19 protein-coding genes are annotated in these 25,257 nt (G+C 63.7%); 17 read left to right on the top strand and 2 right to left on the bottom strand.

Going from position 1 to position 25,257, the window contains the following annotated elements:
- Positions 1 to 42 precede the first annotated feature (42 nt).
- The 6 genes from V6M63_RS05675 to V6M63_RS05650 all read left to right on the top strand — a co-directional run bounded on the left by V6M63_RS05675 (position 43) and on the right by V6M63_RS05650 (position 5,452).
- Positions 43 to 1,053, top strand: coding sequence for a nuclear transport factor 2 family protein (locus V6M63_RS05675; protein WP_332740336.1), 1,011 nt, complete (start codon positions 43 to 45; stop codon positions 1,051 to 1,053).
- Positions 1,054 to 1,124: 71 nt separating this feature from the next.
- Positions 1,125 to 2,525, top strand: a complete 1,401-nt coding sequence (locus V6M63_RS05670; RefSeq protein ID WP_332740334.1) for a L,D-transpeptidase family protein — start codon at positions 1,125 to 1,127, stop codon at positions 2,523 to 2,525.
- A complete protein-coding gene (locus V6M63_RS05665; RefSeq protein WP_332740332.1) occupies positions 2,525 to 3,220 on the top strand; it encodes a peptidylprolyl isomerase in 696 nt (231 codons plus the stop codon). Before V6M63_RS05670 ends, V6M63_RS05665 begins: the two co-directional genes overlap by 1 nt.
- A gap of 2 nt (positions 3,221 to 3,222) precedes the next feature.
- Positions 3,223 to 3,729 carry a peptidylprolyl isomerase gene (locus V6M63_RS05660; protein ID WP_332740330.1) on the top strand — a complete coding sequence of 169 codons (507 nt, stop codon included), beginning with the start codon at positions 3,223 to 3,225 and terminating at the stop codon, positions 3,727 to 3,729.
- Between the two features lie 35 nt (positions 3,730 to 3,764).
- Positions 3,765 to 4,580, top strand: a complete 816-nt coding sequence (locus V6M63_RS05655) for a UDP-2,3-diacylglucosamine diphosphatase (RefSeq protein ID WP_332740328.1) — start codon at positions 3,765 to 3,767, stop codon at positions 4,578 to 4,580.
- Entirely contained in the window at positions 4,577 to 5,452 is an 876-nt protein-coding gene (locus tag V6M63_RS05650) for a zinc-dependent peptidase (protein WP_332740326.1), read from the top strand. The genes V6M63_RS05655 and V6M63_RS05650 overlap by 4 nt, the downstream gene beginning before the upstream one ends.
- Positions 5,453 to 5,488: 36 nt before the next feature.
- Here the strand turns inward: V6M63_RS05650 and V6M63_RS05645 are convergent, their stop codons facing one another.
- Positions 5,489 to 8,227 (bottom strand): DUF349 domain-containing protein, encoded by a 2,739-nt coding sequence (locus tag V6M63_RS05645; protein ID WP_332740325.1) that lies wholly within the window; start codon positions 8,225 to 8,227, stop codon positions 5,489 to 5,491.
- A 121-nt stretch (positions 8,228 to 8,348) separates the two neighbouring features.
- Positions 8,349 to 11,987, bottom strand: a complete 3,639-nt coding sequence (locus tag V6M63_RS05640; protein ID WP_332740323.1) for a DUF748 domain-containing protein — start codon at positions 11,985 to 11,987, stop codon at positions 8,349 to 8,351.
- A gap of 711 nt (positions 11,988 to 12,698) precedes the next feature.
- Between V6M63_RS05640 and V6M63_RS05635 the strand changes: the two genes are divergently transcribed.
- The 11 genes from V6M63_RS05635 to V6M63_RS24540 all read left to right on the top strand — a co-directional run bounded on the left by V6M63_RS05635 (position 12,699) and on the right by V6M63_RS24540 (position 25,183).
- A complete protein-coding gene (locus V6M63_RS05635; protein WP_442909547.1) occupies positions 12,699 to 13,595 on the top strand; it encodes a transglycosylase SLT domain-containing protein in 897 nt (298 codons plus the stop codon).
- Between the two features lie 270 nt (positions 13,596 to 13,865).
- Positions 13,866 to 15,110 carry a serine hydroxymethyltransferase gene (gene glyA / locus V6M63_RS05630; RefSeq protein WP_332740321.1) on the top strand — a complete coding sequence of 415 codons (1,245 nt, stop codon included), beginning with the start codon at positions 13,866 to 13,868 and terminating at the stop codon, positions 15,108 to 15,110.
- Positions 15,111 to 15,128: 18 nt separating this feature from the next.
- On the top strand, positions 15,129 to 15,578 hold the full coding sequence (nrdR, locus tag V6M63_RS05625) for a transcriptional regulator NrdR (RefSeq protein ID WP_332740319.1): 450 nt from the start codon (positions 15,129 to 15,131) through the stop codon (positions 15,576 to 15,578).
- A 277-nt stretch (positions 15,579 to 15,855) separates the two neighbouring features.
- A complete protein-coding gene (locus V6M63_RS05620; RefSeq protein ID WP_332740317.1) occupies positions 15,856 to 16,464 on the top strand; it encodes a GspH/FimT family pseudopilin in 609 nt (202 codons plus the stop codon).
- Positions 16,461 to 16,964, top strand: a complete 504-nt coding sequence (pilV, locus tag V6M63_RS05615) for a type IV pilus modification protein PilV (RefSeq protein WP_332740315.1) — start codon at positions 16,461 to 16,463, stop codon at positions 16,962 to 16,964. The genes V6M63_RS05620 and pilV overlap by 4 nt, the downstream gene beginning before the upstream one ends.
- A gap of 26 nt (positions 16,965 to 16,990) precedes the next feature.
- Entirely contained in the window at positions 16,991 to 18,034 is a 1,044-nt protein-coding gene (locus tag V6M63_RS05610) for a PilW family protein (RefSeq protein WP_332740313.1), read from the top strand.
- Positions 18,035 to 18,093: 59 nt separating this feature from the next.
- Positions 18,094 to 18,567, top strand: a complete 474-nt coding sequence (locus V6M63_RS05605) for a pilus assembly PilX family protein (RefSeq protein WP_332740311.1) — start codon at positions 18,094 to 18,096, stop codon at positions 18,565 to 18,567.
- Positions 18,568 to 18,585: 18 nt separating this feature from the next.
- The gene (locus V6M63_RS05600) at positions 18,586 to 22,893 is read left to right on the top strand and encodes a pilus assembly protein (protein WP_332740309.1); all 4,308 of its coding nucleotides are present in this window, start codon (positions 18,586 to 18,588) and stop codon (positions 22,891 to 22,893) included.
- Positions 22,894 to 22,938: 45 nt separating this feature from the next.
- Positions 22,939 to 23,415, top strand: a complete 477-nt coding sequence (locus tag V6M63_RS05595) for a type IV pilin protein (RefSeq protein WP_332740307.1) — start codon at positions 22,939 to 22,941, stop codon at positions 23,413 to 23,415.
- A 23-nt stretch (positions 23,416 to 23,438) separates the two neighbouring features.
- Positions 23,439 to 24,569, top strand: a complete 1,131-nt coding sequence (ribD, locus tag V6M63_RS05590; protein ID WP_332740517.1) for a bifunctional diaminohydroxyphosphoribosylaminopyrimidine deaminase/5-amino-6-(5-phosphoribosylamino)uracil reductase RibD — start codon at positions 23,439 to 23,441, stop codon at positions 24,567 to 24,569.
- 29 nt (positions 24,570 to 24,598) lie between these two features.
- Positions 24,599 to 25,183 carry a type IV pilin protein gene (locus tag V6M63_RS24540; RefSeq protein WP_442909546.1) on the top strand — a complete coding sequence of 195 codons (585 nt, stop codon included), beginning with the start codon at positions 24,599 to 24,601 and terminating at the stop codon, positions 25,181 to 25,183.
- The last annotated feature ends 74 nt before the right edge of the window (positions 25,184 to 25,257 follow it).

Raw genomic sequence — 25,257 nt, 5'->3', positions numbered from 1 at the left:
ACCACCCTGCGTGGTACCGCTCCTTTCGTGGTTCGCTCCGGCATGGCTTCGCGTTTGCGCAGCCTGGCGGTGGCGGTGGCCATCGGTCTGGGCACCTCGATGGCCTTGGCGCAGAACGAGGAGTACGCTGAAGTCAACCGCCTGTTGCGCAGCGGCCAGCTGGCCGAGGCTCTGTCCAAGGCCGACCAGTACCTGGTGGGCAAGGCTCGCGACCCGCAGATGCGCTTCCTCAAAGGTGTGATCCTCACCGAGAGCGGCAAGACACAAGACGCGATCACCACCTTCAGCAAGCTCACCGAAGACTTCCCCGAACTGCCCGAGCCTTACAACAACCTCGCCGTGCTCTACGCCGGCCAGAGCCAGTTCGACAAGGCACGCGCCGCGCTCGAGATGGCGATCCGCACCAACCCGAGCTACGCCACCGCCCACGAGAACCTGGGCGATGTGTATGCCAAGCTCGCCAGCCAGGCCTACAGCAAAGCGCTGCAGCTCGACGGCAGCAACCCCGCCGTGGCACCCAAGCTCAGCCTGATCCGCAACCTGTTTGCAGTCGACACCCGCTCGGGTGCCGCGGCGGCTTCGGTGGCCGCAGCACCTGCCAGCGCCCCGGCAACGGCCAAACCGGCCAGCCCGGCGCCCGTGGCGGCGGTCACCAAACCGGCCAGCCCCGCTGCGGCCCCCGCCGCAGCGGCTGCGCCCGCGGTGGCGGCCGATGCCCAGCGTGAAGTCGAGGCGGCCGTGCGCACCTGGGCCGGCGCCTGGTCGTCCAAGGACATGAACGCCTATCTGGGCGCCTATGCCAGCAGCTTCACACCGCCCGGTGGCCAGGCCCGCAAGGCCTGGGAGTCGGATCGCCGTGCCCGCATCGAACCCCGCGCGCGCATCGGGGTGGACGTGAGCGATCTGGAAATCACGGTCAACGCCGACAAGGCCACCGCCCGGTTCCGTCAGGACTACACCTCCGACACCCTCAACGTCACCAGCCGCAAGACGCTCGAGATGGTCAAGAGCGGCAATCGCTGGCTGATCGTGCGCGAATCCACGGGCTCTTGATGGCCGGTCGGAGGATGGGTCAACGCGGTCATGCCAGTGTGCCCGCAGGTCTGCTGGGGCAAGGACCGGGCATGAGCCGACGCGCCGCCTGGGGGCTGGGCTTGCTGGCGGGGTGCGTGCTGCTTGTCTTGCTCATCAACGCCGGCCGACAAGACGTGGCACGGGCCAACAGCCCCGGTCCAGTCACTTCCCTCGACGCCATCGAACCTTCGCTGCTCAACCAGGCCATGGCCCGCGTTCAAGACGCGGCGGGCAGCCAGTTGCCGGTCAACCCCTCGGGCCTGGAGACCACCCGTCTGACCGCCGCGCGTTTCGATGCGGTCAAGCCGATGCTGGGGCAGGCCGAAGCGCGCCTGATCGGGATCTATCAGCTCATCAGCCAGGGCCAGCACCGAGAAGCGCTCGCGCTGGCAGACACACTGGTCAAGGATCACCCCAATTTCCAGTTGGCCCACCTGGTGCACGGCGATCTGCTGAGCCTGCAGACCCGGCCCGTGCGCCAGCTCGGCGACGTGCCCGACACCAAGGCCCTGGCCGCCAGCCAGCAGCTGTCCACGCTGCGCGAAGAGTCGCGCCGCCGCCTGCTGGCACTCACCGAGCGCCCGCCCGAAGGCAGCATTCCCACCCAGTTCCTCACACTCGCACCACAGAGCCGCCACGCCATTGCCATCGACGCATCGCGCTCGCGCCTGTACCTGTTCGAAAACCTCAAGTCGGCGCGATCCAGCCCCGACGGCGACCGCCAGCCCAGGTTGCGGCTGATCGCAGACTTCTACATTTCAGTGGGTCTGTCCGGCATTGAAAAAACCGTCGAGGGTGACAAGCGCACGCCGCTGGGCGTGTACTACATCACCAGCAGCCTGAACCCGGCCGATCTGCCCGACCTCTACGGCGTGGGCGCCCTGCCCATCAACTACCCCAACCCGCTGGACGTGCAGCGCGGCAAGACCGGCAGTGGCATCTGGCTGCACGGCACGCCCAGCGAGCAGTTCGTGCGCGCGCCACAGGCGTCGGACGGATGTGTCGTGCTGTCCAACCCGGACCTCGAGCGCGTGCTCGCCACGGTGCAGATTCGCACCACACCGGTGGTCATTGCCCCCGGATTGCAGTGGGTCCAACCCGACGCCCTGAGCAGTGATCGCGAGCAGTTCGAAAGCGTGCTGGAAGCCTGGCGCCGCAGCCGCAGCGAAGGCAATCTGACCGAACTCAAAGGGTTTTATTCAAACCGTTTCTCGAACCAGGGCCGCGATCTGGCTCAATGGTGGCCCCGGGTGGAGGGCGAACTGCGCAGCACGGGTCCGCGCGAGCTGGCGATCAAGAACTTGTCGGTCCTGCGCTGGAACGACACCGATGACACCCGCGTCGTCACGTTCGGCGAGGTCGCGGCAGGCCAGAGCCGAGGCGTGACCAAGCGCCAGTACTGGATCCGCGAAAGCGACCGCTGGACCATCTTCTTCGAAGGAACCATCTGATGACAATGCACGCCCTCAACCCGCTGCGCCGTGGCTTGCTCGGCGCCCTCGCCGTGGCGGCTTCCATGGCCTGGCTGCCCTCCATGGCACAGGACGCCGCCCCCCGCGTGAAGCTCACCACCTCCATGGGCGACATCGTGCTGGAGCTCTACCCTGACAAGGCGCCCAAGACGGTCGAGAACTTCCTGCAGTACGTGAAAGACAAGCACTACGACGGCACCGTGTTTCACCGCGTGATCAGCAACTTCATGGTGCAAGGCGGTGGCTTTGACGCCAGCTACAAACAAAAGCCGACCCGCGCGCCCGTGGCGCACGAAGGCCAGGCCGCGCTGCAGCGTGGCGGTCCACGCAACACGGTTGGCACGGTGGCGATGGCTCGCACCAACGACCCGCAGTCCGCTTCGGCGCAGTTCTTCATCAACGTTCAGGACAACGCCTTCCTCGACCCCACCCCGATTCCCCCCGGCGACCCGGTGCCCCAGTTCGAATACCGCGGCAAGGTCTACAAGGACGTGCCGCGCGCGAGCCTGCTCAACGCTGGCGAGCTCTACGGCTACACCGTGTTCGGCAAAGTCGTCTCGGGCATGGACGTGGTCAACAAGATCAAGGAGACCCCGACCGGCTCCGGCGGCCCGTTTCCCTCCGACGTGCCCAAAACCCCCATCACCATCCTCAAAGCCACCCTGGAGAAATGACCATGGCCAACCCCCAAGTCGAACTGCACATCACCGGTCACGGTGTCATCACGATCGAACTCGACGTTGAAAAAGCCCCCCTGTCCGCCGCCAACTTCCTGGCCTACGTGAACAAGGGCCACTACAACAACACCGTGTTCCACCGCGTCATCCCCGGTTTCATGGTGCAAGGCGGCGGCTTCGAGCCCGGCATGACCCAGAAACCCACCGACGCGCCGATCGCCAACGAGGCCAACAATGGCCTGAAGAACGACACCTACACCCTGGCCATGGCGCGCACCAGCGACCCGCACTCGGCCACCGCGCAGTTCTTCATCAACGTCTCCAACAACGGTTTCCTCAACCACACCGCGCCCAGCGCGCAGGGTTGGGGCTACGCCGTGTTCGGCAAGGTGGTGGCGGGCGCCGAGATCGTGAAGAAGATCGAAGGCCTGCCCACCGGCCGCAAGGGCTTCCACGACGACGTCCCGAAGGACGACGTCGTGATCGAAAAAGCCGTCGCACTGTGACCCCGGGGGCTTGGCCCCTGGCAGCCCCTGGTTTGATGTCCACCCCCTCTTCCGACCGCTTTGCCCAGCTGCGTGCACCCGCGCACTGGCAAGCGGTCGAGTTCATTTCAGATCTGCACCTGCAACCCGGCGAGCCGAAGACCTTCGAGGTCTGGCGCGCCTTTCTGCAGCGCCCCGTGCATGAACGGGCCGACGCCCTCTTCATCCTGGGCGACCTGTTCGAGGTCTGGGTGGGTGACGACGTGCTCGACTCCAGCGCCTCCACCGACCAGACCTTCTGGCGCGCTTGCGCCGATGCGCTCAAAGCGTTCAGCCTGCACACCCCCGTGTATTTCATGGCTGGCAACCGTGACTTCCTGCTGGGTGCCGAAGGCCTCAAGGCCTGCGGCATGCAGGGATTGAGCGATCCGACCGCACTCGATTTCCTGGGTCAGCACTGGCTGCTCAGCCACGGCGACGCGCTGTGCCTGGCCGACACCGACTACATGCGTTTTCGCGAGCAGGTTCGCCAGCCCATCTGGCAGCGTGAGTTCCTGGCCCGCCCCTTGGCCGAACGCACCGCGATAGCCCGCGGTCTGCGCGAGCAAAGTGAGGCACGCAAACGCAGCACCGCGGGCGACCCCAGTCTGTGGGCCGATGTGGACACCACCGCGGCACGCGACTCCCTGCAGGCCGCTGGCGCCAACACCCTGATCCATGGCCACACCCACCGCCCGGCCGAACACGCCCTGGGCAACGGCCTGCAGCGCGTGGTGCTCAGCGACTGGGACGCCGTTGCTCAACCACCGCGCGCAGAAGTGCTGCGACTCGACGCACAGGGGCTGCGCCGCATCCCCCTGCCGCTGTCATGATCGATCTGCTCCAGCGCCTGCTGCCGCGCTCGCTGCGCCAACCAACGCCGGTGCCCGACGCGCTCTGGCAATCCACCCTCAACGCACACCCGTTCCTGTCGGCGCTCGACCGAGAAGAGCGCGCGCGCCTGCGCCTGCTGTGCACGCACTTCCTGGCCGAGAAGGAGTTCCACGGCGCCAACGGCCTGGCGCTCACCGACGCGATGGCGCTCGCCATCGCGGCGCAGGCGTGTCTGCCGCTGTTGCACATGCACGGCACGTCGGGTGACGCGGTGCGTGATCCGCTGAAACTGCTCGACTGGTACGGCGATTTCGTCGGCATCGTGGTGCAGCCCGGTGCCGTGGTGGCGCGGCGCAAGACCACCGACGGCGCGGGCGTGGTCCACCACTACGACGAAGTGCTGGCCGGCGAAGCCATGGACCGCGGACCGCTGATGCTGAGCTGGGAGGAAGTCGCCCACGCCAGCGTGGCCGCTCACAGCGGCAGCAACGTCGTGATCCACGAGTTCGTGCACAAGATGGACATGCACGGCATCTCGCTCGGGGAGCACCCCGACGGTGCCCCACCGCTGCCCAAAGGGTTCATGGGCACGCGCAGCGCCTCGCAGGCCAGGGGTGTGTGGCGTCAAACGATGCAGCTCGCCTTCGATGGATTCCGAGAGGCGGTCACCATGGCCGAGCGCTTCGGCGCCGAGCGTCCATGGCTCGACGACTACGCGGCCAAGGACCCCGCCGAGTTTTTTGCCGTCACCTGCGAGGCCTACTTCGTGAGCCGCGACCGATTCGCGCAGGAATTTCCCGCGCTGGTGCCGCTGTACGACGGATTTTTCAGACCCGCCTCCAGCACCATGAAAAAGGCCCGTGCAGACTGAGTCCGCACGGGCCTTGCGCGTTGGTGGGCGACGGATTCAGCGTTTGAGCAATACCTTCAGGACGGTTTGAAGTCGGCGCGCAACCGACGCATCAAACGGTGATGCGAGCACGCCCGCCACGTCTTCCACCCAGGTTTCGCTCGGTGCCGCTGCGTGGCGACGCGTGAGCAACTGCAGTTGCAGCATGCGGCGTTCGCTCAGGTGTTCGGCTGGCGTGGGCACTTCGGCAGCGATCTCCAGGCGCAACAAGGTCTCACCTGGCAAGGCGCTGGCGGCCTTGGACAAGGCGGCTGACCATGCACCGCGGCTGGCAGGGCTCACGCGCGAACCCAGCGCCTGGGCCGAGGGCATCTGCTCGGCGTCGCGCTGTTCCCACGCCGTCATGAGCTGCGTGAGCACCTCGCCGTGGGCCTGGGCCGCGAGCTTGCGCAGGCTGGCTTCGGCCGATTCGATGGCCTGGCGCTGGGCGCGGAACGCCGCATCGCCCAGGCGCGGACCGCGCTGTTCGCGCTCGTCGCGCCATGGCGCTGCGCCAGCACCGCGTGCATCGCGTGGACCCCGCGAATCGGGGCGGCCTGCGCCGCCGTCGCGGCGCCCGTCGGCACGACCACCGCGCGCATCGCGGCCGGCTGGCTCGGCCTTCTTCATGCCGGGACGGTCGTCGCCGCGCATGGCCACCAGCTTCTTGGGTGGCGCAACGGGTTTGGCAGGCGCCACCGGTTCAGCGGGCGCAGCAACGTCTGGCGCCTCGGCTTCATCGGATTCACCAGATTCTTCGGCCACGTCCACCGCGGACTCCGCAGGCTCGCTCGGTGCGGCTTTGTCGGCGACCACAGCAGGCGCTGGCGCAGCCTCGACCGCAGGCGGCCGACCGGCCAGCGCCGACTCGAGTTCGTGCATCGCTGCACGGATGCGCTGCGCATCGCCGCTCGCGCTGGCCTGCTCCAACGCACGAGAGGCATCGAGCACGCGCTGGTCGTGCGCACTGAGCGACGTGGCGGCCTTCTCGCGTTCGGTGCTCTTGCGCGCAAACGCCTCGTCGATGGGCTGGCGGAATGCTTCCCAGAGTTTCTGCTCGTGCTTGCGCTCCAGCGGCACCGCATGGGCTTCGGCCTGCCAGCGCTGCTGAAGGGTCTTCACCGCGTCGATGCGCAGCATGGGCGCGGCGCCCAGCGCGGTGGCTTCTTCAATCAGTGCCTTGCGGCGAGCAGTGCTCTCGGCTTGCGCGGCTTCCAGGCCAGCGTGGGCGGCGTGCATGGCGTCTTTCCACTGCGGCTGCATTTCGGCAAACGCCTTTTCACTCATGTGACCGGCTTCGCGCCAGCGCTCCGAGAACGTGTGCAGCGCGCGCACCTGGGCTTTCCAGTCGGTGTTGCCGGCGTGGGCCTCGGTCCATGCCCTCAATTCGGCAATGATGGCCAGGCGCTGGGCCTTGTGGGCTTCGGCCTGCTGGCGCACCTGCACCAGCCAGGTTTCCACCAGCTTGTGGGCTTCGGTGCAGGCCTCGTCAAACCGCTTCCACAAGGCGTGGTTGGGCTGGCCGCCCTGGTCGGTGGTTTTCCATTGGTCGCGCAGGCCACGCAGGGTTTCCTGCATCTTGCGACCACCGAGGCGCTGGCCTTCTGGCGCTTGCAGCAAGGCCTCTGCCTTGGCCACGAGCTCTTCGCGCAGTTGGTCGGCGCGCCAGCGTTGCCAGCCTTCGAGTTCACCGGCCTGGCTCAGCGCCGCGTGGGCGCGGGCATCAAGCGCGGCGCTCACAAAACGACCGTTGGCCTTGAGCACGGCGCGCACATCGGCGGCGGCCTTGGGCGTGGCCTTGCCGTGGCCTTCGGCGAGTTCGCGCTCCAGCACATCCAGCGCATGGCCGAGTTCGGTGCTCACGCGGGCGCGGCGCTCTTGCTGGGCCTGTGTGTCCACGGCAGGTTTCTCGGCCACGGCTGCGGCTTCGCCGCCGCGCGCAACGCGCAGCTCGTCGGCCCACACGGGCACGGCGGGCAGCGGCGCCTGCGCATCGGCGTCTGCGGCCACGGCCTGCGACAGAGCGGCTTCGAACGCGTCCCACACCAGTTGCAATTGCTTGCGCGAAGCGTCAAGCATGGGCGGGAACTTCACGTCCACGCTGGCCCACTGGGGGTCCTGCGCCAGACCGCTGGCCTGCTCCTGCCACTGGGCCACATCGGCCTGCAAGGTCTGGGCACTGTGCTGGGCTTCGCGCCAGGGTTTGGTGGACAGCACCTCGATGCGTTGGGCGATCAATACCGCGGCCTCGCGCTCCACCTGCACACGGTGTTGCAGGTCTTCAATGGCTTTGACGCGCTCGGCCAGCGACTGGCGCAGCGTGGCCAGAGGCTCACGTGAAAGCGGTGCGCCCGCGCGGGCGGCGTCGCGCTGCCAGGCCAGCGCGTCGGCCAGGTTCAGACGCGAATGGTCCAGCAAGGCCTGCGCCTTCTGCGCCCATTCCACCGACATCTGCTCCTGCGACTTCAAGCGCTTCTGCTCGTCCAGCTTTTCCTTCAGGGGCTTGGCCGCGCCGCGGTCGCGGTTGGACAACTCCTTGTAGACCTCGTTCATCTGCTCCAGACCCGGCTCGGTGGCGAGCCACTCACGAATGCGCGCAGCGCGCTCGCCTGAAGTGGGCGCGGAGAACGCACCACCGGTCACGGCGTCCAGGGGATGGGCCGCAGCAGCTGCGGACTTGGAAGGGGTGGGCGTGTTCACGGCAGGTGGAGAAGCTTGAGGGGATGAGGAAGACTTGCGCAGGGAAAACAGCGACATGGAGGTGTCAGTTCAATCAAGACAGAGGCCGCGCCAGAGCGGCGCGGCAAACGCGTATTGTCGCCGCTGTTCGCGTGCGCGCCACCTGCGGGGCCTGATCGGGTCTTGGCGGGAGGCCCGATCAGCGCGGTGCCAGACGCAGTTCGGCTTGCGGCCGCCAGTCATCGCCCTGGCGGGCCAGCTGCGGCGCACCCAGAAACATGCGGTCTTCGGGCAGGGATCGGCTGGCCAGGAAGTCCTTCACCGCCTGCCCACGCGCCACCGCAAGATCGCGCAGCGCGTCGGGCGTGACAGGTATCGAGGCCAGCAGCAAGGCCTCCATCTCGGCCTGCGGAATGTCCTTGGCCATGCCGATCAGGTTGCGCGGCTTGGGGATGTCGGCTCGCCGGTACACCTCTTTGAGCAGCGCGGGGTATTCGTCGGCAGACACCGCCAGCGTGCTGGTGATCGGCTTGCCCTCGCGCGCCAGGGCCCGGCGCTTCTCGGCCAGCACGCGTTCGTCGAGCCGGCTGCGCTGGTAGCCGCTGCGCTCGGCCTCCAGATCGCTGTGCCCCACCACGGTGATCTGCAGCGCCGGGCGGTCGACCAGCGCCTTGGCCACCGATTCCAGCCGCTGCTGGTTCTCGGGCAGAAGCTCTGTGCTGCCAGGGGAAAACTCCACCCGACTGGGCGACTCGGCGCCCCCGGCGAACGCGCTGGCGATCAGCGAGAACGGCGCGGTGATGGCCTTGCCGATCAGGTTGAGGATGAGCTTGAAGATGATGGGTGCCAGGCGGAACTGGGGGTCGTTGATAGAACCGCTCACCGGCAGGTTGATGTCGATCACGCCGTTGCGGTCGGCCAGCAGCGCCACCGCCAGCTTCACCGGCAGGTTGGGTGCTTCACTGCCGGCCACGCGGTCGCCAAAGCTGAGTTGGTTGAGCACGATCTGGTTGCTCGCAATGAGCTGGCCGTCGGGATCGATCTTGTAGGCCACGTCCACGCTGAGCTTGCCGCGCTCGATGCCGTAACCGGCGTACTTCACGGTGTAGGGCGACAGCGGGGGCAACTCCAGGTTGCGCACGCGGCCTTTGATGTCGAGTGCCAGCGGCTGGGCCAGCGGGTTGAGCTGGCCGTCGATCTCCAGCGCGGCCGTGCCCTCGGCGCGCCCGCGCAAGGACAAGGCCGCCAATTCGGGCACGGCGCCCGCAGGCGTCAAGTTGGAGAAAGCGCCCAGGCTGCCGGTGAGTTCGCTCAGGTTGGCGGAGTAGTTGGGCTTGATGAAGCGGTCGGAAAACAGCACGCGGCCATTGACCAGGCTGATCGGACCCAGGCGGATGTCGGGACCGGGGCCGCTGGCAGCCACCGGGGTTCGCGGCGGCACCGGTTCGGGACCGGCTGGATCATCGGGTCGTTTGACCAAGCCCTGAAGATTGATCTTGCCGGCCTCGTCGATGATCACGCGGGCGAAGTAGTCACTGAGCACCGTCTCGCGCACCGCCACCTGGGTTGCCTGGCCCGGCACCAAGGCGAACTGCAGGCCGCGCACCTGCAGCGACTTCCAGGCCAGCAGGTCTTCAGCGGGCGACAGGGTATTGGCACTCAGTTCATCCAGCGCGGCGTCGCCTTGCAGGTTGAGAGCCAGGGCGCCGCCGGGCAGGCTGGCCTTCACCGTCCCCCGGTAGCTCGCGTCGGCGCGCAGCAGTTCGAGGTTGAGCCGATCGGCAAAGTACGGCTCCAGCGCGTGGGCGGGCAGGCGATCAACCCGCACCTGGGCGTTCAGCCGCATGCCCGCACCACCCGAGGCCCCCGGGGCCGGCAGCCGCAGGGACCCGCCGAGCGAGATCTGGCCAGGCGCGACCTGGCTGCCACTACCCACCCGGGCCTTGATCGACAGAGCCATGTCTTTCTGGTCTGCGTCCAGCGGCCGAAAACCCTTGAGGTCCAGTTGCAGACCGGCAATGTCCAGCGTCACCGGGCGCGCAGGCATGCGGTCGACAAATCCGACCGAACCACCCGCAACCTGCAAGGCGGCCAGGCCCACGCGCCAAGGGGTCGCCTGTCCCGCGGGATCTGCGGTTGAGTCGCTCGCTGGAGGTGTTGCTGTCGCCAGCCAGGGCTCGAACATCCAGCGGCCGTTGGCCTCACGCTGCACCTTCAACCGGGGTTGGGTGAGGGTCAGGCGACCCACATCGACGCTGCGCTGGGCAAGATCGACCCCCAGATCTTCCACCAGCAAGCGCTTCAAACTGACCAGGGTTTGCCGGGTGGGCCCGAATTTCAGCTCGTTGAGGTCGATCCGGGCGGCCATCAACTGCAGGGCCATGGCCCGATCGCCTTGCGCGGCTCGCCATTCGATGCGACCTTCAGCACCCAGGCGCCCCTGCAGGGCAGGCTTGAGAACACTGGATATATAAGGAGCGAATCGCTCCAGTGGAACATCTCCCAGAGACAACTCTGCCTGTGCAGTGGCATCGGTGGCGGTGCCCTTCACGTTGATGGTGGTCTGGTCGAACTGGGCCGACGCCTCGAAAGGCATCGGGGCGCGCACCGGCCAGCTCAGCCCGCTGGTTTGCACGCGCAACGCGTCCAGCACCATCTCGGCCGCCGGCGCCACCGCATCGTCACGCCACTGAACACGTCCACCATCCAGATCCATCCGGCCCAATTGGATTTCCCAGGGCACGGATGCCGCCGCTGGCGCCTGAGCACCAGCCGGCGCCCGCGGTCCGACCGTCCCGAAGCCATCGGCCAGGCGGGCCAGGTTGAGCCGCCCCTGGGCATCGCGCGAGATGGTCAGGTTCGGCGCCTTCAGTTCGATGGCCGCCAGATCCACCCTGCGCGCCAGCGGTTCGAGGCGGTTGAGTTTCACACCGAGGCGCTCCCACGACAAAACGCTCGCCGTGCCACCGCCCGCCGCACGTTCCACCAGGTTCAGCCCCGTGAGTGCGACATCGCCCGAGAGCCACACCTGCGGCACGTCGCGCTGCGCAAAGGCCAGTTTCAGGTTCAGATTCAAGACCCCGGCCTCGGGCTTGAGGGTCCAGGCCGCGGGCCAGTAAGGGAAATAAGGTGCCAGATCGAGTGCAGGAATCGACAAGCTGGCGTCGGTCTCGCGGTCGACGGCAAACGGGGTGGAGGCTGCGCGCGAATCAAAAACGCTTCCGTTGAGCTCGAAGGCCAGGTGCGGCTCGGTCACCACCTCGCGGCGCGAAGCCAGGTTGCTGAGAAACGGCACGCTCAGCGTCAGACTGCGCAACTGGTGCGTCACGCCCACGGTGTCGTCCACCAACGTGAATTCACCATCGGCCAGCCCGATGTTGAACAGCGCAAACCGCGCGGGCTCGCTCGGGGTCTCAGAGGGGGGCACACGAAGGCGCTGGACGATGTCGTCCACGTCGTAGCGCCCACCACCCAGGTGGCGCATCGCCAGACGCGGTTGCTCGATCTTCAAGGCATCGATCACGGGCGCCAGCCGCAGGATCGATTGCAACTCGGCGTTCAGATAAAGCCGGGCCACCGACAGCTGCTCACCATCGCCCTGTGCGGTGGCGACGCGCACCCCCTCGACCGACAGCTCCAGCGACCAGGGCCGGAAATCCACCCGTTGCACCGTCACACTGCGACCCAAGGCTTGGCTGGCTTGCTTTTGCAGCTGCCATTTCAGAAGCGCGGGCACCGCGAGCCATGTGACCAGCCACAACAAGATCACACCCAGAACGGTCCAGGCCAGACGTCTGAGCCACGGGTTGGACGGGAAACTGACATGGCTGTTGCTCATGGGCGCGGGGGATGAACGTATGGCATCGCGCCAGTGTCTCCGAACTCAGATCCCGCTGCACTCCATCTGCCGATGGAGCCCCGGAAACAAGAAACCCCGACAGACGATGTCTGCCGGGGTTGACGGCGGGCTTGAATGCTCATGCCGTCTGTTTTGGCGGAGGGAGTTTGATGTCTCTCCAGCCTGGAAGCAACAGATTGCTCCCGTTGGGGGCCGTCATGCGGTTTCACCGCTGGGTCGGCTGATGCCGGTCATCACGACTGGCAAGCCAAGGGTACTCCCGGGCCTCTCCAGCGGCAAGACAAGCCGGTCGGATCACCCATGAAGCTTTTCAATCACGGCTTGGAAGCCTATTCGGGAGAGCCGAAACCCCGTTTTGCGACATGAAAGGTGGCCTTCGGCCGACAAGCGGCAAAATCCGGGCGGCACCGCTGCAAGCCCCACAGGCATTGGATTTCCCGCTAGCGAACCGCTTGAGCGGTGAATTGCAACGTATTGTTCATAACCAAAAGTTGCTTTGAATCGACACTTAAACATTGACTGGGTATTTATAACCTCCTACCATCCGCCAACTTTGCCCCCCAAGGGTAAACCCCGAACGCTGCCCTCCCAGGCTAAGTTGATCGCCAGACCGATGTGTCCGGCCTTCAGCGGCGACCTCACTCAGCCGAACCGGCTCACATCGGTGGCGGCCTTGACCGGAGCGACAACATGACAACTTTCACGACTTCGCCGCACAAGAGCACCTCAGGTGTCGTGGCATCTCTCAAGGCCATGCTGGGAGACACCTACCGCGGCTTTCTCGACATCACGCACAACAGCGTTGCCTTGCTGGGCACCCTGTTTGCCGTGAGCCTGATCGTGCTGAGCGCGCGGGCCGACCTGCGCCAGAGCGCCGAACAGCAGCTGCTGGGCTGGCTGCTGCAGCGCCAGGAAGCCACCCTGGAAGAGCCCCTGATCGCCGTGGAGCCCTCCGCCATCGATCGTGTGACCGCGGCGCATCTCGGGGATCTGCCCAAGCAGCAGGCCAACGTGACCTACTGGCTCAGCCGCAAGTACCGCGTAGCACCCGAGCCGCTGGGAGCCTTGGTGGCCGAGGCGTTCGAGATTGGCGAGAAAGCCAAATTGGACCCGACGCTGATCCTGGCCATCATGGCCATCGAGTCCCGCTTCAATCCGTTTGCCCAAAGCCCCGTGGGTGCTCAGGGGCTGATGCAGGTGCTGACCCGGGTCCACACGGACAAATACGAAGACTTCGGAGGCCAACTCGCTGCTTTCGACCCGGTGTCCAACCTGCGTGTGGGCGTGCGGGTACTGCAGGACTGCATCAAGCGCGCCGGGTCGGTCGAAGGCGGCCTGCGCCTGTACGTGGGCGCAGTCACCACCGACGGCGGCTGGTACATCGACAAGGTGATGTCCGAGCACATGCGCATTCAGAGCGTGGCCCTGGGCAAGCCGCTGCAGCGCTACATTCCGCAGGTACGCCCCACCCAAGTGGTGGCGCCTGCCACGACCTCCGCTCCAGTCGTTTCACCCGGCACGGAAATCGAAGCCGGCCCGGCGGCCCCAGCCACCACACCGCAAACGGCCGCCCTGGCGCAATCCTGAGCGCCCCGTTTTGCGGCAGCGGGCGGCGAGTCTCGTGCCCCTCGGCTAAACTCGCCGAGTACGCAACTGGCGATAGGCGCGCAACCCCCAGATCCGATCCGGGAGGTCTGCCGCTGACGTGGCCCCCCTGCCCGATCACACCCAACATCGATCTGCGGCCGGGACAACCACTGGGAAGCGTGCCACCCCAGCTGATGCAGCGCGGGTGTTCAGCCGTTCGCCTGGGCAGCCCTTGTCAATGCGCAAGGATTCACCTCTAGAAGGACTGCCATGTTCGACCGCAACATTCTTATCGAGCAAACCGACCCCGAGCTGTTCGCAGCCATTCAGGCCGAAAACACCCGCCAGGAACACCACATCGAGCTGATCGCCAGCGAGAACTACGCCTCACCCGCGGTGATGGCCGCTCAAGGCACTCAGCTCACCAACAAATACGCCGAGGGCTACCCCGGCAAGCGTTACTACGGCGGCTGCGAGTTCGTCGACATCGCCGAGCAACTGGCCATCGATCGCGTGAAACAGATCTTTGGTGCCGATGCGGCCAACGTGCAACCCCACTGCGGCGCCTCCGCCAACGAAGCCGTCTTCCTCGCCTTCCTCAAACCCGGCGACACCATCATGGGCATGAGCCTGGCCGAAGGCGGCCACCTCACCCACGGCATGGCGCTCAACATGAGCGGCAAGTGGTTCAACGTGGTCTCCTATGGCCTCAACGACAAGGAAGAGATCGACTACGACGCGATGGAGCGCAAGGCACACGAGACGAAACCCAAGCTCATCATCGCCGGCGCATCCGCCTACAGCCTGCGCATCGACTTTGAGCGCTTCGCCAAGGTGGCCAAGGACATCGGCGCGATCTTCATGGTCGACATGGCCCACTACGCCGGCCTGATCGCGGCGGGCATCTACCCCAACCCGGTGCCCCATGCCGACGTGGTCACCTCCACCACCCACAAGAGCCTGCGCGGCCCGCGCGGCGGCATCATCCTGATGAAGGCGCAACACGAAAAGGCCATCAACAGTGCCATCTTCCCCGGCCTGCAAGGCGGCCCGCTGATGCACGTGATCGCGGCCAAGGCAGTGGCTTTCAAGGAAGCATTGGCGCCCGAATTCAAGACCTACCAGCAACAAGTGCTGACAAATGCACGCATCGTCGCCGAAACGCTGACCTCGCGCGGCCTGCGCATCGTCAGCGGACGAACCGAGAGCCACGTCATGCTGGTCGATCTGCGCGCCAAGGGCATCACCGGCAAAGAGGCCGAGGCGGTGTTGGGCAGCGCGCACATGACGATCAACAAGAACGCCATCCCCAACGACCCCGAAAAACCCATGGTCACCAGCGGCGTGCGCATCGGTACCCCCGCCATGACCACCCGCGGTTTCAAGGACGAAGAGGCCCGCATGACGGCCAACCTCATCGCCGATGTGCTCGACAACCCCCGCGACCCGGCCAACATCGAAGCCGTTCGCGCCAAGGTCAATGCGCTGACCGCACGTTTTCCCGTCTACCGCTGACCCCCTGAGTCCGGCCCGATGAAATGCCCCTTCTGCGGTCACCTTGAAACCCAGGTTGTCGAGACCCGGGTGTCGGAAGACGCGGACTTCATCCGGCGCCGGCGCCAGTGCGGCCAATGCGAAAAGCGCTTCACCACCTACGAACGGCCCGAAGTCAGTTTTCCGGCGGTGGTGAAAAAGGACGGTCGCCGGGTGGACTACGCACCAGACAAGCTGCGTGCTTCGTTCTCCCTGGCGCTGCGCAAGCGCCCCGTCAGCACGGAGCAGGTTGACGCTGCCATCGAGCGGATAGAAGAAAAACTGCTCAACCTGGGCGCCCGGGAGGTGGCTGCCAACCGCCTGGGCGAGATGGTGATGCGCGAGCTCAAGAAGCTCGACAAAGTGGCTTATGTGCGCTTTGCCAGCGTGTACCGCAGCTTCGAGGACATCGACGAGTTTCGGGCGTTGGTGGACGAAGTGCGGCGTTGAACGGGCGCCGGTGGCGCCTCCGTGAGTAATTTCACGCCGTGGGAAGACCCACTCAGGCGGAATGAATACGTTTAACAATAAAGAAATCATTCGTCATGATTTTTTTCGGCTTTGTAGCCCCATAAAACTAATCACGTCGCCTGATTAAAAATAGTACGTTGAACGTATTCCCTTTTCAAAAAAAGAATGCTTCACACGTAGCGACCGTCTGTCCTGCGCAGGACGCACTTCGGCGTCTGTCCAAGGCCAATCGAGGTATCAAGCTGAGAATCTCGGCGTGACACATTCACTTACCCACATACCCAACGGTGCACCGCTTCGCCAGCGCGGCGTGACCATGATCGAACTGATGGTCGGAGTCGTCATCTTGGCGATCCTGTTGGCGGTGGCAGTGCCGAGTTTCCAATCAGCCATCGCCTCCAGCCGACTGACCACAACAACCAATGATCTGGTGAGTGCCTTGTCCGCCGCTCGAAGCGAGGCCATTCGCCGGGGATCGAGGGTCACCGTCTGCAAGAGCAGTGACGGGACACAGTGCACCACCACAGGCAACTGGTCTCAAGGCTGGATCGTCTACACAGATCCCACCCGCCCAAGTACGGATGCCTCCGTGGACACTGGCGAAGTCATATTGGCCACTGGCCCGGCTTCAGCGACTGGCATCGTGCTCGCGGGCACCACCGGCATGAACGACTTTGTTTCCTACGCAGCCGATGGCCAACCCAAGTTGATGAACGGCACGGCTCAGTCCGGCCGAATACGCGTGTGCAACGCCTCCGGGGCGCTCGCCAATACGGTTCGCGCTCGCGATGTTGAGGTCAGCACCACAGGCCGACTGTTCACGACTACACCATCCAGCGTCGCCGCTACATGCCCTCTGTCATGAAGAAATACAGCATTCACCTTAAGACATCAGCCAAACGGCAAAGGCTTCAGCAAGGCGCGAGCCTGATTGAAGTGCTCGTCGCGGTCCTCATACTGGCGCTCGGACTGCTCGGCATGGCAGGTCTGCAGGCCAACGCCCTCAAGACCAATCAGAGCAGTTATGCGCGGGGCCAGGCCGTGATGCTCAGCTACTACATGCTCGACGCGATGCGCGCCGATCGACCCAGCGCGATCTTGCAAAACTACAACACTGGGGCGGTCGGCGCTGGAGGTGTGATCGACTCAGTCTGCAGCGAGGGAGCCATCACTGGCGCCACTTTGGCCGACAACAATCGCAAGGATTGGATCGCGAGTCTCAAACGCAGCCTGGGCGATATGGATGCCACTTGCGGAGCCATCAACTGCGATGTGAGCGGCCTGTGTACCGTACAGATCACCTGGGACGACAGCCGCGCGGGCGGACTGGCCGCGCAACGCATAACCACCACCAGCCGCCTATGACTTCCTCCGCCTCCCCCACTCCCCAGATGATGGGACTGCGCAAGCAGACAGGCTACACCTTGATCGAGTTGATGATCGCCATGGTGTTGGGGTTGGTCATCATCGGCGGAGTGATCAGCGTCTTTGTATCGAACCAGCAGTCCTTTCGAACAAACGAGAACCTCGGCAGGCTGCAAGAGAATGCACGTATTTCGTTCGAATTGATGGCGCGGGAAATCCGTCAGGCAGGCGGCAACCCTTGTGGTGCGCAGCAAGTGGCCAACGTACTCAATGACAAGGCGACGCAATGGTCGTCCAGCCTGGAAGCCGGCACGGTCCGCGGATTTGATGAAACTCAAGCAGCGACCGGCATTGTGGCCACGGGAACGGCAACCACCGAGCGCGTCGCAGGCACCGACGCCATTCTGGTGTTCAGCAGTGACGGGCAGGATGGCCCTGTCATCACAAGCCATAACCCGACGGCCGCCTCGCTTGAGATGGCCACGGTGAATCATGGCTTGGTGGAGGGCATGATCGTGATGGTGTGCGACCCTGACTCCGCAGCCGTGCTGCAGATCACCAACTCATCACCGGGAACCAACACGACCATCGTGCACAACACGGGCGTCTCCAGTCCCGCCCCCGGCAACTGCAGCAAGGGCCTGGGTTTCCCGACGGTCTGCACGAGTCTTGGAACCGGAAAAACATTCAAGGAAGGGGGTTTTGTCACCCCCTTGAATGTTGGCGTCTGGTACGTCGGGAACAACGGACGGGGCGGGCGTTCACTCTTTCGCGTCAGGCGCATCAGCCCGCCGCCATCGAGTGGGCCGCTGGACGCATTCGATGAAATTGCCGAGGGCGTGGTCGACATGCAGATTGACTACCTGTTCCGCAACAAGGCGACCAGCAACCTGGACACAACGTGGTCGGTGGCCACAGCCGCGACCGATTGGTCCACCGCCGCGGCCAACGAAGTCATTGCCGTGCGCATGCGTCTCGTGCTTGAAACCGTCAATGTACTGGGCACGAACCAGCAACCTGTATCGCGCGAGCTCATCCATGTGGTGAATCTGCGCAATCGATCATCATGATGAACACCACGCGAAATCCGCACCGCCAGTGCTCAGCATCACGCCACCGCCAACGGGGCGTGGCATTGATCGTTGCCCTGATCCTCCTCGTCGTCATGACGCTGGTGGGACTCAGCGCCATGCGCACGGTCACGCTCGAAGAGAAGATGACCGCTCACACCTTCGACAGAAGCGTATCGTTCCAAGCCGCCGAAGCGGCACTGCGCGAGGCAGAGGGAATCGTGCAGACAACGATTCCGACGCCCGCGGCCCTGAGCGGTTGCACTGCGGGCGTGTGCAGCACCCCGGTGTCCACCGCCACGCCGCGCTGGCAGGACGCCACCTTCACCGGTTGGCAGACAGCCACCGCCGTGGCCAGCGGCGCCTTGAGCGTCACCCCGCAGTACTTCATCGAATACCTGGGCAACACCTTTCCGTGTGCCCAGAACGCCAGCGCCGCCACCAACTGCAAGCGTTACCGCATCACCGCTCGCAGCAATGCGGGGAACGACCGAGCCGCTGTCATGTTGCAGTCGGTGTACGGCACGGACTGAATTTTTGGGAGTCAGAACATGAATGCGTTTGAACGTTGCAATCTGGGATTGAAGGTGCTGGCCGTGATGGCCATCGCCACGACCAATCTGAGCGTCAGCGCCCTCATCTGGCCATCCAAGCCCTTGGGTGCCACGCTCAGCGCCCGCCCCATGACCATGCTGGTCGCCGGCAAAGACCACAAGTTCTTCTACGAAGCTTACAACGACGCCAGCGACATCAACGGTGACGGCACGCTCGACACCCACTTCAAACCCGGCATCGATTACTACGGCCTGTACGATTCCAAGCTTTGCTACCAGTACGTTACGAACACCGACAAGAACCAGGAGCTGTTCCAGCCCGTTGCAACCGCGGTAGCAGGTGTGTGCAGTTTCAGAGACAGCCCCGGGCGATGGTCAGGCAACTGGCTCAACTACATCACCACCAGCCGGATCGATGCATTGAAGAAGGTGCTTTACGGTGGCATGCGCGATGTGGACACCAGCACCGAAACTATCCTCAGGCGCACGTACATCCCGCAGGACGCCCACAGTTGGGGCAAGGAATATCACAGCAGCCATGGGTACAAGATCAGCGACTACACGCCGCTGGACGAACCGACTGCGACCACCAAGCGTCATTTTTTTGGCAGCCTGACCGCCAACCGGGATGTGAGCTGCGCCACCCTGAACAACTGCAGCAACCTGCCACCACTTCTGCGCATCCGCACCAATGTGGGTGACGACAAGCGTGTCTACGAATGGGCCTCCAAGGAACGCCCTGTCCTGCATGACAGTTTGGCGTCCGGCGCGTTCCCCGCAGGCACGGGCGCCGAGCAAAACTTTACCGTGCGTATCAAGGTCTGCTTTGGCGATTTCACAGCCGATTGCAAGAAATATCCCAGCGGCGCATTCAAGCCATTCGGGTTGCTTCACGAATACGGTGAAAACGAGAGCATGCTCTTCGGCCTGCTGGGCGGCAGCTACGACCAACACATGTCGGGAGGGCGCTTGCGCAAGGTGGTCTCTTCGTTTGCCAATGAAATCAACTCCAGTACCGGGCAGTTCCTGGTGGACGCGAAGATCGTCAACACGTTCAACTTGCTGCGCATCCGCGGCTTCAACCAAAGCGGCGGCGGCGGTGAGTACTGGAAATCCAGCCCATACGCGGACTCGGCCAAGGCGGCCACGGAAGGACAGCTCGTCGACTGGGGCAACCCGATCGCCGAAATGATGTACGAGGCCACCCGGTATTTCTCAGGCACCAAAACGCCCACCAGCAGTTTCAACGTTTCCAGCACGATGGACACGCAGGTCGGCTTGAGCAGCGTGACCTGGGACGATCCCTACGAAAGCACCAGCGCGGCCAAGGCTCCATACTGCTCACGGGCCAACTTTTTGACGATTTCGGACATCAATCCGTCGTTCGACTCAGACTCTGTGCCTGGCAGTGTCTTCAACAGCTACACGGGGGACTTGACGGGCCTCGACGTGTCCGCACGCGGCACCACGATCACCGCGGTCGAGTCCAACATCACGGGATTGCGCTTCATTGGACAGTCGAGTGCTCTCGCGTCCAGCTACGACGCAGCGCCCACCGCCAAAACCGTCACTTCGTTGGGCTCCATCCGCGGCCTGGCGCCCGAGGAGCCGACCAAGCAGGGCAGCTACTACTCGGCCTCGGTGGCCTACCATGCCAAGACCACCGACCTGCGTCCAACCCTGAAGGACAAGCAGTCGATCGACACCTACGTGGTGGCGCTGAGTTCACCGCTGCCACGCATTGAAGCCTGGCTCCCCAACGGTAAATTGATCAACGTCGTGCCCTTCTCGAAATCGGTTTCCGGATCGAGCATCTCGGCGACGAAGGGTGACTATCAACCCACCAACCAGATCGTTGACTTTTTTGTCGAAACCATCGCCAACGCGAGTGACCCCAAAGACACGAAAAGCGTCTTCGATACCAGTATCAATGGTGGTCGTTACTACGCGGAGTTCCTGATCAACTTTGAAGACGTGGAACAAGGCGGCGACCACGACATGGACGCCATCGCCAGGTACGTGGTGCGAGCCAATGCGGACAACACCCTGTCGGTGACGGTGACACCCACCTACCAGGCTGGCGGCATTCAACAGGTGATGGGTTATGTGATCTCCGGGACCACCAAGGACGGCGTGTACCTGGTCGCCCGCGATGAGAGCAGCGCGCCGAGCTACTTCCTCAACGTTCCTTTCGACACGGTTCAGCGCGATCCAGGCTACTGCGATGTGGCCACGCCACCGGCGGCGTGTTCCACGTTGCCCACCATCAGCTCGCCCGTCAAACCCTATGTGTTCACGCCGGACGGCAGCAGCGCCAGTCTTTTGCGCGACCCGTTGTGGTACGCCGCCAAGTACGGCGGCTTCATCAACCGGGACAACATCGACGCACCCAACCTGCGTCTGGAGTGGGACGCAGACAACAACGGCGTGCCGGACACCTACTTCCTGGTGCAGAACCCGTTGAAACTGCGCGAGGCATTGAAGCGCGCTTTCGACAACATCATCGAGAGCAGCGGAAGCGGTGGCAACATCATTGCCAACAGCACGGTGCTCTCCACCGATGCGCTGGTGTACCAGGCCACCTTCAACAGCATGCGATGGTCCGGCGACCTTGCGGCTTATCCTGTCAGCACTGCGGGTGTCGGTACAAGCCCGTTATGGAATGCTGCAGCAGGCATCCCGGCAGCAACGGCGCGCAAGATTTACTACCACTCGGGCACCAAGGGGGAAATCTTCACCTGGAGATCTTTGTCCCCAACTGAAAAAGCGCTCTTCAGCGGAAATGAAACGCTGTTTGACTACGTCACAGGGGTAAGAACATCGGAAATTCAGAACGGTGGCGCACTGCGTGACCGTGCGTCTACGACAGTTCTCGGTGACATTTCCCATTCCTCTCCAGTCTTCGTGAAGGACACGAACACGGTCTATGTGGGCGCCAACGACGGCATGCTGCATGCCTTCGACTCAAAAACGGGCACCGAACTCTTCGCGCACATTCCCAGCAGTGTGATGCCCAGACTCAAGAACCTGGCGGATCCCAATTTCAACGTTGCCCACGAGTACTACGTTGATGGCGATATCGCCGTGTCGAGCAAAGCGCCCAGCCTCAGCAGCAACTATCTGGTCAGCACACTGGGACGCGGTGGCAAAGGCCTGTTTGCGCTCGACGTCTCGACTCCCACAAGCTTCAGCGCCACGGACATCAAATGGGAGAGGTTCAACGGAACAACGGATGGAGACCTGGGGTACATGCTGGGCCGCCCCGTCATTGCGCGCATGAACGGCGGGACCTGGGTTGTGATCGTGGGCAACGGCTACAACAGCACCAATGGTCGTGCCGTGCTCTACATCCTCGACCTCGCCACAGGTGCGGTTATCCGCAAGTTCGACACGCTCGCCGGCAGCGACAACGGGATGGCCACTCCAGGCCTGTTCGACTCCAACAACGATGGCCTGGTGGATGTCATTTACTCGGGCGATCTGAAGGGCAACTTGTGGAAGTTTGATGTTTCCAGTTCAACCACAGCGTCATGGAGCATCGCAAACGGCGGTCTACCCATCTTTGTGGCCAGTGATTCGGCCGGAAAACCCCAACCGATCACAGCCCCCATCACCGTGGCCATCAACAGCGTGTCGACCGACATCAACTTCACCAAGCGCTTTGTGTTTTTTGGCACCGGCAGCTACTTCCAGACCGGAGACCCCACCAACACAGACACGCAGACCTGGTACAGCGTGATCGACGAGAGCGCGACGCTATCTGCGCCGGTGCGATCCGATCTGGTCCAGAGAACCATATCTACAAGCTCCACCTTTGCTGGAAAACCCGTTCGGGTGATCGAGGCGTCCACCGCTGGCGACATGGCCAGCAAGAGGGGTTGTTTTATCGATCTCCCTGCCGCCGGCGAGAGAATGGTTTCGTCTTCGCGGCTGTTCTCGCTCGCGGAAACCACATTGATCGGGAGCTCGATCATTCCGGTGATCGATCAATGCGTATCAGGTGGCATTGGCTTCCTGAACGCCGTCAATCCGTTCACTTGCGCTCGCCTCACTCTTCCGTTCTTTGACGTCAACGACAATGGCGATTTCCTCGATGATGTCGCGGGTGGGGCGTACATCGGATCCATCGACCTGGGAGTGGGTATGCCGGGTGAGGTTATCTTGGTGGGCGACCGCCTTGCCGTCGGTGGATCGGAGGGCGAAGTTGACGACGTTCGCGTCAATATCCCTGGCGGCGGCGGCCCCAACTCAGGTCCAGGCTCGCTCAAGGGCAGGCTGTCTTGGCGGGAAATCGTTCGAGATTGATACCATGGCCTCACTGACACACACACTCAACGCTGGACACTGCTCATGAAACCCAGTCACATCAGCACTCTCGCATCCGTTGGGAGGCAGCGAGGCTTCACACTGATGGAACTCATGATCGTTGTGGCCATCGTGGGCATCCTCGCGTCCATTGCCTACCCTTCCTACCAATCACACGTTTTGAAGACGCGCCGGGTCGTGGCTGCAGGCTGCATGCTGGAACTGGCCCAGTGGATGGAGCGCAACTACACCACGTGCCTGGCCTACAACACCACGGGCGCAACGTGCACGACCCCCATGACCTCCGCGTTGCTACCAGCGCTGGGATGTCGTGCCGAGCTCGGGGCCAGCTACACCTTCTCCTTTGTCGCAGCTCCCGCAGCCAACGCCTATCAAATGCAGGCCGTACCCGGAGGCCCACAAGCAGGGGACACCACCTGTGGCACGCTCACGCTGGATCAACGAGGTACCAAGGATGCGGCGCCCACCACGGCTGCACAAGATGCCGCTTGCTGGAGGTGACTGACCTGACGGAAGCCTCGGCGATGGACAGAGCCCTTGCGCTGGCTCTGAATTCAATCCGGTTGTCCAACCCGAATCCTCGAGTCGGCTGTGTCATCCAATCCAAAAATGGACTGGCTATCGGGCTGGGCCACACACAGGAAGCAGGTGGCTCACACGCCGAAGTCGTGGCGCTTCGAGATGCCCGGAAAAACGGTCACGACACAGCCGGCGCCACGACGCACGTGACCCTGGAGCCCTGCTCCCACCACGGAAGAACACCACCATGTTGCGATGCGCTGATTGAAGCACGGGTCGCCAAGGTGGTCGTCGCATCCGCTGACCCCAATCCCCTGGTGGCAGGGCGCGGCTTGGCGCGTTTGCGGGCTGCAGGCATCGAGGTGGAGCTTCTGCCACCGGAGAGTGAGCCCGCCAAGGCCTCCCGCGAACTGAACATCGGCTTCTTCAGCCGCATGGTGCGCGGTATACCTTGGGTGCGCATGAAGATGGCGGCCTCGCTGGATGGCACGACTGCACTCGACAACGGCGTGAGCCAATGGATAACAGGCGAGCCTGCCCGCGAAGACGGGCACGCGTGGCGAGCTCGGGCCTGTGCCGTGCTCACCGGCATCGGCACAGTGCTTGAGGACGACCCACGGCTTGATGTGAGGCTACCCGACGTCTCGAGGCAACCTCATCTGGTGGTGGTGGACAGCGATCTCAAGACGCCCTTGACGGCTCGCCTGTTTGAGCCCGCGAATGGTGGGCTGCCGCGCCAAGTCTGGATTTATCACGCGGCACTGGATCCCAGGAAACAAGTGGCGTTGCAAGAACGCGGCGCCCTGCTCACTCACCTGCCCGGTGCCAGCAACAAGGTGGATCTGCAGGCCGTGTTGCGCGACTTGGCAAAACGCGAGGTGAACGAGTTGCATGTGGAAGCGGGGAACAAGCTCAACGGGTCGTTTCTGCGTGAGGGCTTGGTGGACGAGTTGCTGTTGTATCTGGCTCCTATGCTGCTCGGGCAAGGCGCCGGGATGTCAAATTTGGGGCCGCTCCAGCGCCTCCAAGAAGCCGTCGAACTGAGTTTTTCGTCCGCGGACCGCGTGGGCAATGATTTGCGCATCGTTGCACGAGTACGGGGAAAAGACGCATTTCTGTGGTCGAGCGACAGTTGAATCCTGGGCGATACCTATCCCTTTGGAGCATGCGAGCGAGCTTCGCAAAACAAGAAATACTGCAAATGCGGCAGCAGTTCCGCCCGTCATACGCGTATGTTCAGCTATCGGTCAATAGCTCAGGTGTCCGGCTCGCTTGCTACAGTGCGGAGATGTTCAGTTTTAGGACCCTCTCCTTTTACAAGCTCCAGGCATGCCAAAGGTTGGGCCTATCCGGATCGATAATCACTTTGGCCCTTGTGGCTGCATTGACAACACTGGCTGTGGTCGTGGCGCCGATCTACAGCGACCACGCAATGCGCAGCAACCGCGCTCATGCCCGCGCAGCCTTACTGGATGCAGTGCAATGGATGGAGCGCACAGCCGCGGCGCTTGGCCACTATCCGCATGTAGCAGCCATACCCGATGGAGTGTTGTTCGTGGAAGGCGGGCGATACGCCATTGCGGCGATTTCTTCCGATGGAATGACATACACATTGACAGCGGTACCAACGGCCGAACAGGCCCGTGATCGTTGCGGCGCATACAGAATCAACCAAACAGGCGCTCGCCTCCAGGTTGCAACGGCTGAAGTCCCAACACCCCTTGGCCCGTTGGAGTGCTGGGCGCGGTAGACCTTCGGAACACTCGGACGGAACGGCTGCCTGACCGCTGCACGGAGAGCCCTGACGGCCGACGACGAGGTGGC

Origin of the sequence: Hydrogenophaga sp., assembly GCF_036675665.1 — a bacterium.
GTDB lineage: Bacteria > Pseudomonadota > Gammaproteobacteria > Burkholderiales > Burkholderiaceae_C > Hydrogenophaga.
Note: the sequence above shows the minus strand (reverse complement) of the source record. Positions and strands in the feature narration are given on the sequence as shown.